The following is a 12836-nucleotide window of genomic DNA, read 5'->3' as shown; positions in this document are numbered from 1 at the left end:
CAGTCTTGGCCCTCACGTACTATTTACGGATGCCCGGCGAGTCCCTGTTCAACGCCCTCGAGCCCCTGCTGGAGCGGGTGACCAAACCCATCCAGTACGTCGGCGGTGAGCTCAACTCCACCGTCAAGGACTGGAACGTCGGTGGTCACGGCCCGTCCGGCGACGAGCTGACGACGCGATGGGCCCTGATGTACCCCGACGCCTACGAGGTCGGTGTGCCCAACCAGGGCGTCATGATCCTCTACGAAGTCATCAACGAACGGCCCGACGCCCTCGCCGAGCGCACCTACGCTGTGTGGCCGGACATGGAGGCTGCGCTCCGCGAGGCAGCGCTGCCGCAGTTCACCGTCGACGGCCACCGCGCGGTGGGCGACTTCGACCTGTTCGGCGTGTCCTTCTCGACCGAGCTCGGCTACACCAACCTGCTGACTGCCCTCGATCTCGCGAAGATCCCGCTGCGCTCGGTGGACCGCGATCTCGACGACCCCCTCGTCATCGCCGGCGGCCACGCCGCCTTCAACCCCGAGGCGATCGCCGACTTCATCGACGCGGCCGTCATCGGCGACGGCGAGCAGGCGGTGCTCGCGATCACCGACATCGTGGGGGAGTGGAAGGCGGCCGGTCGGCCGGGTGGACGCCGCGAGGTGCTCCTGCGCCTGGCGCGCACGGGCGGGGTCTACGTGCCGTCGTTCTACGACGTGTCCTACCTGCCCGACGGCCGCATCCAGCGGGTCGCTCCGGCAGCGGACGCACCCGGCGTGCCGTGGCGGGTCGCGAAACACACCGTGATGGACCTCGACGCGTGGCCCTACCCGAAGCAGCCGCTCGTGCCGCTCGCCGAGTCGGTCCACGAGCGGATGTCGGTCGAGATCTTCCGCGGCTGCACGCGCGGCTGCCGCTTCTGCCAGGCCGGCATGATCACCCGGCCGGTGCGTGAGCGGTCCATCACGGGCATCGGCGAGATGGTCGAGCGCGGGCTCGCGGCCACCGGCTTCGAGGAGGTCGGGCTGCTCTCCCTGTCCTCCGCCGACCACTCCGAGATCGCCGAGGTGACGAAGGGCCTCGCCGACCGCTACGAGGGGACCCAGACCGGGCTGTCGCTCCCTTCCACGCGGGTCGACGCGTTCAACATCGACCTCGCCAACGAGCTGACCCGCAACGGCCGGCGGTCGGGGCTCACCTTCGCCCCCGAGGGCGGCTCGGAGCGGATCCGGCGCGTCATCAACAAGATGGTGTCCGAGGAGGACCTCATCAACACCGTCGCGGCGGCCTACGGCGCGGGGTGGCGGCAGGTGAAGCTCTACTTCATGTGCGGCCTGCCGACCGAGACCGACGAGGACGTGCTCCAGATCGCCGAGCTCGCGACGAGGGTCATCGAGACCGGTCGCCAGGTGTCGGGACGGCGTGACATCCGGTGCACCGTGTCGATCGGCGGGTTCATCCCCAAGCCACACACCCCGTTTCAGTGGGCTGCCCAGCTCGGTGCGGAGGAGACCGACGCGCGGTTGGCCAAGCTGCGCAATGCCATTCGGGCTGACAAGCGCTACGGCTCGTCGATCGGCTTCCGCTACCACGACGGTCAGCCCGGCATCGTGGAGGGGCTGCTGTCGCGCGGTGACCGCCGCGTCGGCAAGGTCATCGAGGAGGTGTGGCGTGCCGGCGGGCGGTTCGACGGCTGGAGCGAGCACTTCTCCTACGAGCGTTGGATGGCGGCCGCCGACCGGGCGTTCGCGGACGAGCCCGTGGACGTCGCCTGGTACACGACGCGCGAGCGCGACCAGAACGAGGTGCTCCCGTGGGACCACCTCGACTCCGGTCTCGACAAGGACTGGCTCTGGGAGGACTGGCTGGACGCCGTCGAGGAGCGCGAGGTCGACGACTGCCGCTGGACGCCGTGCTTCGACTGCGGGGTGTGCCCGCAGATGGGCACCGAGATCGAGATCGGCCCCACGGGCAAGACCCTCCTGCCGCTCACCGTCCTGGGTGCCGGGCGCAAGGACCTCCTCGAGCACCAGCACTGAGCCGTATGCCGCTGAGCCGGCTCCCACACGCCAGCTGGTTCCAGCCCTCCCGCCCTCACCCCCCAACACACCGTGCAACCTGCAACCCACCGGGATCCGATCCCGGTGGGTTGCAGGTTGCTCGGTGTGTTGCCGGACAAGGGCGTGGGCGTGGGCCCGGCAGCTGGAGTTCGCCGGGCCCACGCGGGTGTGGAGGGTTTGCCTGAGGAATCTCAGACGTCGAAGAAGACGCGCGCGGTGTCCGCAACGCCAGTGCTCGTCCCGTTGGTCGTGTCAGTCAGGACGATGTTGGTGTACGTGACGGCTGCCAGGACGCGCTTCTGGCCGTTCGGGCACTGGAACTGCGGGGCCAGGAGCGGGCCGGCGGTCAGGTCAGCGACGACCCGGCCGTTCTTCGGCTCGAAGCTTCCGCCCCCGCTGACCGAGCCCTCGAAGGACTCCTTGTTCGCGGCCTGCGGGTGCTTCCCGCCGCCGTTGATGCACGCGTAGAGGGCCGTGGCATCGGCAGTCAGCGTGTAGTCGATGTTGTCGTTGCCGAGGCCCCGCTCGTCAAAGCTGACGACGAGGGCTCCGGAGTTGTTGACGCTGCCCGTGGCACTGTGGAACTTCGCGGCGACGGCCGCGGCCGGGTTGGCCATGACGACTGCGACGACGAAAGCAATGCTCGCGACGAGCAGAGACTTCAGGTACTTCATGGTTGGTTCCTTGCTGTGTGTGGAAGGTGGCCCGACCTCCCCTGGTCGGGCAGAACCCGATGCGTTCGGGTGATCGCATCGGTGCTGAGGAGGCCGCTGTTCCCCGTCGAGATACGGCAACCCAGAAACTGGGAGCCTTTGTCCTGAAGGTCCCGGTGGCCCGACCGTCCCCCCGGTCGGGCCACCCGGGTCAAGACCCAGGTGTTACGGATCGATGACCACGGTGCAGGTGTACGTACCTGGCTCGAGGTCGTTCTTGGTGAAGGATCCGTCGCCGTCGGCGCCGGTCGAGGCGTCCGGGTCGGCTGCAGCCAGCCCGCACTCAATGGTCGACGCGGTGCCGCCGTTGACCTGCGAGTCGACCGAGACCGTGAGGTTGGTCAACGGCATGTTGAGGAACTCGGCGTCATATGTGGTCTTCCCACCGCATGTCCCTTCGGTGACGACGATGCCGCCCTGTGGGTTCGTGCTCAGGAGCTTGTAGCCCGCAGGAACGGTCTCCGCGACCGAGTAGTTGCCGGCGAGAGCGCTCACGACGAGGCCGTTGAAGCAGATCTCGCCGCTCGCGTTCGTCACGCCGGTGACACCGGGCGCCGCGAGGTCCCCACCGGTCAGGGTGAAGGTCACGCCGGCATGTGGGTGGTCGCCGGGACCGTCCGCAGCGTGCTTGCGCTGCTTGAGGATCTTGACGACGCCGCGCTCCACCCGGTTGACGAAGGTGCAGGTCACCGTCTCACCGGGCAAGAGCTTGATCGCCGCAGGCGTGCTGTCCCCATCGTCACAGGTCGAGCTCACGAGGTTCCAGTTGACTGGCACTGTTTCGCTCGCGTCATACGTGACGCCGGTCGACAGGTTGCTGAACGTCTTGCTGGCAGAGCCGGCTTCACCCGTCCCCGTCGGAGTCAGGCTGAAGTTGCCACCAGTCAGGGTCGACGTCGTGAAGGCGAAGGACTGGTTGTACGCCGCGCCATCGTTGATGACCTTCTTGATGATCACCGTGCCCAACGCCTCGTTGGTGTAGGTGCAGTCGAGGACGTCGTCCTCGTCATCGATCGCAAAGGTCACCTTTGCGCCGAGGATCGTGGGCGTCACCCCAGAGCTGTCGGAGCAGTCCAGGCTCTTGAACGCCCAGCCGACGGGCGGGGTGCCCTCTTCGACGGTGTAGCCGGAGCCGAAGAGCACCGTCTGGCCGTAGTCATTCACGCCGTCATCGGCGAGCTGGAACGTGTCGGGCGTCGCAGGGTCCGTGCCGAAGGCCTTCGTGTAGTCGAACAGCGTGGTGTTCGGGTCCTCGTCCGGCAGCGTCTGCTTGCGGATGATGACCTTGCCGCAGTTCTTCAGGTCGATCCCGACCGGGGAGATGAAGTCCTTGACCTGGGACGTGAACGCGTCCGATGAACGGCTCTTGAGCATGGCCGACCCGAAGCTGGTGCACTTCGTGTCGTCGAAGATGAGGCGCAGGTCGATCTGGGCCTCACCAAACGTCCGGGCCTGCTTCTCGCCCAGACCGTCCGAGTCCGCAGCCGGGATCACGCTGCTGCTGATCGTGCCGACGGCACACGGACCGCCGCCGCAGCCGGTGCCGGCGTCGAGGTCGATCGAGGTCCCCCATGCCGTCCCCTGCCAACGTCTGGCGGAGATGTCGGCCCGGGCACCGCCCTGGTCGATGGCGTACTCGATGAGCAGGTCGTCGGTCAGCGGGCCGGGTCCGTCGCCCGTCCGGACCTTGTTCGGGCTACCCGTGCAGTTCACGTTCGACTGGTTGAACTCGAAGTCCATCAAAGTCGTGCCACTGGGGTCGCTGACGCGGCTCCAGGCGAGATTGAGGAACCCCTTGTTGCCCGTGGTGGCGGCTTCCTCCCAGACATGGAACGTGAGCAGGTCGCTCTTGTTGTTCGGGATGGTGCCGGTCGTCTCGGCTGGACACTCCGTGTCCTCCTTGACGCCGCCCTTGTACGAGTTGTCGGTCTGGCCGGTCGGCAGGTCCACGGCCCGCTGCTCCGACACCGTGCCCCAGTCCTCGGACGGGGCCGCATGGTCGCGCTTGAGGTTGGCATCGTCGTCGATCTCGAAGTTGCTACCAGCGAGCGTGGCGTCGCCGTGACTCGCTGTGGCGGGCGGTGAAACAAGCACCGCGAGCGGTAGGGCGAGCACCGCCAAGGCGGCTAACCAGCGCCGGCGTGCCGTGGGTTGTTCGTGCCGGCCTCGCTTGGGTCGGCCGCGGGATGAAGCCAGGGAACTATTCATGGTGAGTTCTCCGTTGCGGTTGATTCGCCCGGCCCCTCGCACGGGCGTTGAACGGTGAACTCGGCAAGTTGGTGCGACGCGGCCCCACCCCGGTGGTCTGTTGTTCCCCCCGAGCTGCGGATCATCTGTGGCGTCGCGCACAGGCTCAACCGAGCTCATTCCTGACGCTACTCAGGCCGGGGTGACGTGCATCACGAACGGGCAAAGCGGTGAAGAAGGTCCGGAAAGTCCATGACCGAACGGTGAAATCCCCTGAGATTGAGGGACTTTGGCGACATGTACCGCTATCCGCAGGCCGTGCCAGGTCTGGTCAGACCGGGAAACCCACGTGCGCGAGCGCCTGGCGGACGAGCACGCCGTGGGACCCTGACATCTCGCCGCGCATCGCCATCTCGGCGGCCTCCTCCGGCGTCACCCAGGAGAGGTCGAGCGCGTCCTGCTGCGGCCGGCAGTCGCCGGTCATGGCCACGATGTAGGTGAGTGACACCGCGTGCTGGCGCGGGTCGTGGTAGGGCGTGACCCCGGGTGTCGGGAAGAACTCGGCGACCGCGATGGGCTGGGGCGACACGGGGATCCGCGGCAGGGCCACCGGGCCGAGGTCGCTCTCGACGTGTCGAGCGAGCGCGTCCCGGATCTTCTCGTGGTAGCGGACGCGCCCGCCGACGACCTCCTGCCCGATGCCGCCGTCGTCGTCGGCGCGGAGCAACAGGCCGAGCTGCGTCACGACCCCGCGGTCGTCGACGCGCACGGGCACGGCGTGGACGTAGAGCATCGGGAGGCGCCCGCGAGCGCTCTCGAGGTCCTCGCGGCTGAGCCAGGCTGCGCTGGTCTCCAGGTCGGTGTTGTCGCCCATGTCGCCTTCCTATCAGGTGCTGGTGCTGCCGGGACGCGTCGCCCACCGGCCACCGCCGAAGACGACCTCCGGGTTCATGATCCCGGACGGGTCGAAGACGGCCTTGATCGCGCGCTGCCGCTGCACCTCGCGCGGGCCCACCTCCGCGGCGAACCAGCGGCGCTTGACCGACCCGATGCCGTGCTCCCCGGCGACGGTCCCGCCGAGGGACAGCCCGAGGCGCATCAGCTCGTCGAACGCCCCCCAGGCCCGCCTCCGCGCGTCGTCGTCCCCGGGGGGATAGACGATCGACGGGTGGAGGTTGCCGTCGCCGGCGTGCCCGCTCACCGGGATCCGCACCCCCAGACGCTCCGACACCTCGGCCGCGCCGCGGACGTAGTCGCCGAGCCGGCCGACCGGGACGCAGACGTCCTCCGCGAGCCGCGACCCCAGCGCCTCGATCGCGGTGCTCAGCACGCGCCGACCCTGGAGCAGCAGGTCCGCCTCCTGCCGGTCCTCGGCCACCGCGACCTCGAGCGCCCCGGCGCCGGTCATCAGCTCTCCGTACCTCGCGACGTCCTCCGCGGCGTGGCCGGGCCGGTCCGACTGGACGAGCAGCACCGCGTCCGCGTCAGCGGGGAAGCCGTAGTCCCCGAATGCCTGCACCGCCTCGAGGCTCGCCCGGTCGAGGATCTCGAGCAGCGATGGGCGGTGCCGGTCGAGGCGCAGGGTCACCACTGCACGGACGGCGTCGTCGAGGGAGCCGAAGGTCGCCAGCGCGGTCAGCGCGGGGTCCGGCGCGGGGAGGAGCCGCGTCACGACGCGGGTCACGACGCCGAGGGTCCCCTCGGACCCGACGAGCAGCCCCGTCAGGTCGAGCCCCGTCACTCCCTTCGCCGTCCGGTGCCCCGTCCGCATCACCTCGCCGCCGGGGAGCACGACGTCGAGCGCCGTCACCCAGTCCGCCGTCACGCCGTACTTGAGGCAGCACAGGCCGCCCGCGTTCGTCGCGACGTTCCCGCCGATCGTGCAGGTCCCGGTCGACGCGGGGTCCGGGCCGTAGAAGAGCCCGGCCGCCGCGGCTGCCGTCTTGAGGTCGGCGTTGACGACGCCAGGGCCGACGACGGCGATCCCCTCGACCGGGTCGACCGTCTCGATCGCGTCGAGGGCCTCGACGTTGAGCACGATGCACCCCTCCGTCGCCCGCGCTCCGCCGACCCGGGACGTGCGCGCGCCCTGGGGGACCACCGGGGTGCCGGTCGCCTGCGCGTGCTCGAGCACCGCGACCACGTCGGCGACGTCCCGGGCGCGCACGACGGTGTAGTCGGAGGGGACGTCGCGCGAAGGTTCCCTGGGCGCGGGGCCGGCGTCAGCGGCATACGTCCGTTTGACGTCCTCGTCGGTCACGACGCGGGACTGCACGCTGGGCGGGAAGGTGGTCACGCTCACAGGCTAGACTTCGGAGCACAGGCGTCTGAGCCGTCATCAGCGGCGAGCCTCCGGAAGAACGGTCCCAGCCCGGCTGGGCCCCACTAGACCCGGACGGGTGGGCCCGTCACAGCCTGGACAAGAGTGGTCGTATGCCGCTGGGCTCGCTTTCCGGGTCACGCGCGGTCGTGCGGCAAGCGGGGTGGTACCGCGGCGGAGCTCACGGGTGACGTCGTCCTCGTGAACGAGATCCCACGAGCAGTCCGAACCACGCAGCAGCAGGAGACCACGACCCATGGTGTACCCGAAGGTCAGCACCGATCCGTCCGGCGCCGTCGACAGCAGGGCGGGCGTTCCGTCGAGCCCCCGCTTCCCCGAGATCGAGGAGCGCGTCCTGAAGTACTGGGACGAGGACGGCACCTTCATCGCCTCCGTCGAGAACCGTGCGGCCGGTGAGAGCGGCGCCAACGAGTTCGTGTTCTACGACGGGCCCCCCTTCGCCAACGGACTGCCCCACTACGGGCACCTGCTCACCGGGTACGTCAAGGACATCGTCCCGCGCTACCAGACGATGCGCGGCCGGCGCGTCGAGCGCCGGTTCGGGTGGGACACCCACGGCCTGCCCGCCGAGCTCGAGGCGCAGCGCCAGCTCGGGCTCAAGACCAAGCAGGACATCCTCGACCTCGGCATCGACACCTTCAACGACGCCTGCCGGGCCTCCGTGCTCAAGTACACGGGGGAGTGGCGTGACTACGTGACGCGTCAGGCGCGGTGGGTCGACTTCGACCACGACTACAAGACGCTCGAGCCCGGCTACATGGAGTCGGTCATCTGGGCCTTCAAGACGCTCTACGACAAGGGGCTGGTCTACGAGGGCTTCCGGGTCCTGCCCTACTGCTGGAACGACCAGACCCCGCTGTCCAACCACGAGCTGCGCATGGACGACGACGTGTACAAGATGCGTCAGGACCCGGCGGTGACCATCGGCTACCGCCTCGAGACCGGTGAGCTCGCGCTCGTCTGGACGACCACCCCGTGGACGGTGCCGTCCAACATCGCGATGGCCGTCCACCCCGACATCGACTACGTCGTCGTCGAGTCCGACTTCAGCGGGACCACGGAGCGCTACGTCATCGCCGAGGCCCGGCTCGCCTCCTACCGCAAGGAACTCGGTGGCTCGGACCCTGAGTCCCTCCAGGACCGCGTGGTCCAGCGGCTCAAGGGGTCCCAGCTCGTCGGCCGCAGCTACACGCCGCCCTTCAGCTACTACCTGGGTCATCCCAAGGGGCACGTCGTCCTGCCCGCGGACTACGTCACGATCGAGGACGGCACCGGCCTGGTCCACATCGCCTCCGCCTTCGGTGAGGAGGACAAGGTCCTCACCGACGCCTTCGGCATCGACGTCGTCGTGCCGGTGGGGCCGGACGGGCGCTTCACCCACCCCATCACCGAGTACGAGGGCATGCACGTCTTCGACGCGAACGCCCACATCGTCGACCACCTCAAGGCGCGGACCCGCGGCGAGGGGGAGATGGGTAGCACGACCGAGGGCACGGTCCTGCTGCGCCGCGAGACCTACGACCACAGCTACCCGCACTGCTGGCGCTGCCGTGAGCCGCTCATCTACATGGCGGTCTCCTCGTGGTTCGTCGAGGTGACCAAGATCAAGGAGCGGATGCTCGAGCTCAACCAGGAGATCGCCTGGACGCCCTCGCACATCAAGGACGGCCAGTTCGGCAAGTGGCTGGCCAATGCGAGGGACTGGTCCATCTCGCGAAACCGCTTTTGGGGCAGCCCGATCCCGGTGTGGAGGTCCGACAGCCCGGAGTACCCCCGGATCGACGTCTACGGGTCCTTCGAGGAGCTCGAACGGGACTTCGGTGTCGCGGTGACCGACCTGCACCGGCCCTTCATCGACTCGCTGACGCGCCCCAACCCGGACGACCCGACGGGGCAGTCGACCATGCGCCGCGTCGAGGACGTCCTCGACGTGTGGTTCGACTCCGGGTCGATGAGCTTCGCCCAGGTGCACTACCCGTTCGAGAACGCCGAGTGGTTCGAGCACCACTTCCCCGGTGACTTCATCGTCGAGTACATCGGCCAGACCCGTGGCTGGTTCTACACGCTGCACGTCCTTGCCACCGCCCTCTTCGACCGGCCCGCGTTCAAGTCCTGCATCAGCCACGGCATCGTCCTCGGCTCCGACGGCCAGAAGATGAGCAAGTCGCTGCAGAACTACCCCGACGTGACCGAGGTCTTCGACCGGGACGGTGCCGACGCGATGCGCTGGTTCCTCATGAGCAGCCCGATCCTGCGCGGCGGCAACCTCGTCGTCACCGAGCAGGGGATCCGCGACGGGGTTCGGCAGGTGATGATCCCGCTGTGGAACGCGTGGTCGTTCTTCGCCCTCTACGCCAACACGGCGCGCGGCGGGTCCGGCTATGCGGCGCAGCGCTCCACGGCGTCTCCGGACGTCCTGGACCGCTACCTGCTCGCCAAGGTCCGCGAGTTCGTCGCCGAGATGACCGAGGAGCTCGACGCCTACGAGATCGCGGCGGCGTGCGACACGATGCGGTCCTTCCTCGACGTGCTGACGAACTGGTACATCCGCCGGTCCCGAGACCGCTTCTGGGGCGGCGAGTCAGCTGAGTCGCTGGCCGCCTTCGACACCCTGTGGACGGCGCTCGAGATGGTGACCAGGGCGATCGCGCCGCTCCTGCCCCTCACGACCGAGGAGATCTGGAGGGGTCTGACCGGTGAGCGGTCCGTGCACCTCGCCGACTATCCCGATGCGGGGGAGCTGCCCGCCGACCACGAGCTGGTTCTCGCCATGGACCGGGCGCGGGAGGTGTGCTCCGTCGGGTCCAGCCTCCGCAAGGCCAACGGGCTCCGAGCCCGGCTGCCGCTCAGCGGTCTGACCGTCGTCGCGCCCGAGCCCGGAAAGCTCGAGCCGTTCGGCTCGATCATCCGGGACGAGCTCAACGTCAAGACGATCACCTTCGTCGACGTCGAGACGGCCAGCGAGGCCGACTTCGGCGTGACCCAGCGGCTCGCCGTCAACGCCCGCGCGGCCGGCCCCCGGCTCGGCAAGGACGTCCAGGCGGCCATCCGGGGCAGCAAGACCGGCGACTGGTCCGTCTCCGCCGATGGTCTCGTCACCTCGGGTGGGCTCGAGCTGCTGGCGGGCGAGTACACCCTCGAGACCGTCGTCGCGGGCGAGGGCCGGCATCCCGGGGAGGCGGCCGGCTCCGGTGCACCTGCCACGGCGGCGGCCACGGCGGCGGCCACGGCGATGCTGCCGGGCGGTGGGTTCATCGTCCTCGACACGCACGTCACCCCGGAGCTCGCGACCGAGGGCGTGGCGCGGGACCTCGTCCGCGCCATCCAACAGGCCCGCCGCGATGCGGGCCTGCACGTCAGCGACCGGATCAGCCTCACCATCCAGGGAGCACCTGAGGTCTTCGAGGCCACGGTCACGCACCGGGACCTGCTCGTGGCCGAGACGCTGGCCACCCAGTTCTCCTCGGCCGGGCCCGAGCACCCCCTCGCGGACGGCACGGGCACCACCGTCACCGTCGGCGACGGCGCGCCCGCGACCATCGTGGTGGCCAAGGCATGAGTGGCATCGAGTCGACGAACCCCCCCGACCCGGCAGCCGAGGGCCCCGACCCGGCCGAGGGCCCGGGCGATGGTCTCCTGGTGCGCACCGCCGGGGGCGACGACCTCGAGGCGGTCCTCAGCATCGGGCACCGCACCTGGCCGCTCATCCACGAACCCATCGCCGGCCTGGACTACGTCGCGATGGGCCTGGCCAAGTGGTGGACCGCAGACGTCGTGACCGCCTCCATCCGCCAGGGCCGCACCTTGGTCGCCGAGCTGCAGGGCACCGTCGTCGGCATGGCGGCCTTCGGCCCGCAGGACGACGAGTTCGTCATGTGGAAGCTGTACGTCCTGCCCGAACACCACGGCCGGGGTGTGGGCTCCGCCCTGATGGACGCCGTCGTCGCCCGTGCGCGCGAGGCCGGACATCCGCGGATCACCGTGGCCTACCCGGACGGCAACGCCTACGCCGAGCGCTTCCACCGGGCCCACGGCTTCGTCGAGACCCACCGCGAACCGTCCGGTTCCGGCCTGCCCGACACGGTCTGGATGGTCCGCGAACTCGCGGCTCAGGAAGGGGAGAACGCGTGAGCGGTCAGCCGGACGGGCCCGCCCAGGAAGCGGCCCGCAACCTCGAGGAGATGAAGCGCCTCCGCCAGATCGAGGAGGCGATCCTCGCCCGGGCACCCGAGAACGACATCGGACCGTCCCTCGAACGGATCGCCGCGGTCATGGAGCTCGCCGGGGACCCCCAGCGCAGCTATCCCGTCATCCACCTCACCGGCACCAACGGCAAGACGTCGACGAGCCGGATGATCGACACCATCCTGCAGGAGACCGGACTCTCGACGGGGCGGTTCACCTCGCCGCACCTGCAGGACATCCGTGAACGGATCAGCCTGTCCGGAAAACCGATTCCGCGTGACAAGTTCATCGCCGCGTATGACGAGGTCGCACCCCTCATCGAGCTGGTGGACGCCAGGTCCCTCGCCTCGGGTGGCCGGCGGATGAACTTCTTCGAGGTCCTCGTCGCGGTCGCCTTCGCCGCCTTCGCCGACGCGCCCGTCGACGTCGCCATCGTCGAGGTGGGACTCGGCGGGTCCTGGGACGCGACCAACGTCGCCGACGGCGCGGTCGCCGTCATCACGCCCATCGACCTCGACCACACGCACCTCCTCGGTGACGACGTCGTGGACATCGCGCACGAGAAGAGCGGCATCATCAAGCCCGGATCCATCACGGTCTCGGCGCTACAGGCCCCTGAGGTCGCCGCCGTCCTCGGTGAGCGGGTCGAGGAGGTCGGCTCCGAGCTCCGGCTCGAGGGCGACCAGTTCGGCGTGCTCGCACGCGACCTCGCCCTGGGCGGCCAGCAGGTCAACCTCCGCGGCCTCGCCGGCGACTACACCGACCTCTTCCTGCCCATCCACGGGGCACACCAGGCGAGCAACCTCGCGATCGCCGTGGCTGCCGTGGAGAGCTTCCTCGGCGGCGGAGAACACGCCCTCGACGGCGAGGTGCTCGCGGCCGCCGTGGCCCGGATGACGTCGCCCGGCCGGCTCGAAGTGGTCCGGCGCTCACCCACCGTCCTCGTCGACGCCGCGCACAACCCGCACGGCGCCCGGTCCCTCGTTGCCGCCCTCGACGAGGCCTTCACCTTCACGCGGCTCGTCGGCCTCGTCGGCATCGTGGCGGACAAGGACGCCACGGCGATCCTCGAAGCCCTCGAGCCGAGGCTCGACCACGTCGTCATCACCCGCAGCTCCTCCCCGCGCGCCCTCTCGCCCGTGCAGCTCGGAGCGCTCGCCGCCGACATCTTCGGCGAGTCCCGGGTCACGGTGGAGAGCAACCTGCCCGAAGCCCTCGACCGCGCCATCGGGCTCGCCGAGGAGGAGGGCATGGGCGGCGGTGTCATCGTCACGGGCTCGGTCATCACGGTCGGCGAGGTCCGGCTCCTGCTCGGCGTCACGGACGTCTGACCCCCGCATCGAAAGAGCAGTTCGTCCCCAATCCCGG

8 protein-coding genes are annotated in these 12836 nt (G+C 69.4%); 4 read left to right on the top strand and 4 right to left on the bottom strand.

Features of this window, described 5'->3' with window-relative positions; genetic code table 11:
• Positions 1 to 29: 29 nt before the first annotated feature.
• Positions 30 to 2021 (top strand): TIGR03960 family B12-binding radical SAM protein, encoded by a 1992-nt coding sequence (locus INTCA_RS11250; RefSeq protein WP_013493043.1) that lies wholly within the window; start codon positions 30 to 32, stop codon positions 2019 to 2021.
• A gap of 212 nt (positions 2022 to 2233) precedes the next feature.
• Here INTCA_RS11250 and INTCA_RS11245 read toward each other — a convergent pair whose 3' ends face one another.
• From INTCA_RS11245 to INTCA_RS11230, 4 genes are all read right to left on the bottom strand, one after another.
• Complete coding sequence (locus tag INTCA_RS11245) at positions 2234 to 2716, bottom strand: hypothetical protein (RefSeq protein ID WP_013493042.1); 483 nt, start codon at positions 2714 to 2716, stop codon at positions 2234 to 2236.
• 204 nt (positions 2717 to 2920) lie between these two features.
• Positions 2921 to 4870, bottom strand: a complete 1950-nt coding sequence (locus INTCA_RS11240) for an MSCRAMM family protein (RefSeq protein ID WP_041307593.1) — start codon at positions 4868 to 4870, stop codon at positions 2921 to 2923.
• A 403-nt stretch (positions 4871 to 5273) separates the two neighbouring features.
• Positions 5274 to 5816 carry an NUDIX hydrolase family protein gene (locus tag INTCA_RS11235; RefSeq protein WP_013493040.1) on the bottom strand — a complete coding sequence of 181 codons (543 nt, stop codon included), beginning with the start codon at positions 5814 to 5816 and terminating at the stop codon, positions 5274 to 5276.
• Positions 5817 to 5828: 12 nt separating this feature from the next.
• Positions 5829 to 7238, bottom strand: coding sequence for an FAD-binding oxidoreductase (locus tag INTCA_RS11230; protein WP_013493039.1), 1410 nt, complete (start codon positions 7236 to 7238; stop codon positions 5829 to 5831).
• Positions 7239 to 7518: 280 nt separating this feature from the next.
• Here INTCA_RS11230 and ileS point away from each other — a divergent pair, with 280 nt between their 5' ends.
• From ileS to INTCA_RS11215, 3 genes are read left to right on the top strand one after another with little or no spacing between them, the layout of a single operon-like run.
• Positions 7519 to 10842, top strand: a complete 3324-nt coding sequence (gene ileS / locus INTCA_RS11225) for an isoleucine--tRNA ligase (protein ID WP_013493038.1) — start codon at positions 7519 to 7521, stop codon at positions 10840 to 10842.
• Positions 10839 to 11414: a GNAT family N-acetyltransferase gene (locus tag INTCA_RS11220; RefSeq protein ID WP_013493037.1), complete on the top strand. Its 576-nt coding sequence runs from the start codon at positions 10839 to 10841 to the stop codon at positions 11412 to 11414. Before ileS ends, INTCA_RS11220 begins: the two co-directional genes overlap by 4 nt.
• Positions 11411 to 12799: a bifunctional folylpolyglutamate synthase/dihydrofolate synthase gene (locus INTCA_RS11215; RefSeq protein WP_013493036.1), complete on the top strand. Its 1389-nt coding sequence runs from the start codon at positions 11411 to 11413 to the stop codon at positions 12797 to 12799. The genes INTCA_RS11220 and INTCA_RS11215 overlap by 4 nt, the downstream gene beginning before the upstream one ends.
• Positions 12800 to 12836: the final 37 nt, after the last annotated feature.

The organism is Intrasporangium calvum DSM 43043 (assembly GCF_000184685.1).
Taxonomy (GTDB): Bacteria; Actinomycetota; Actinomycetes; order Actinomycetales; family Dermatophilaceae; genus Intrasporangium; species Intrasporangium calvum.
Note: the sequence above shows the minus strand (reverse complement) of the source record. Positions and strands in the feature narration are given on the sequence as shown.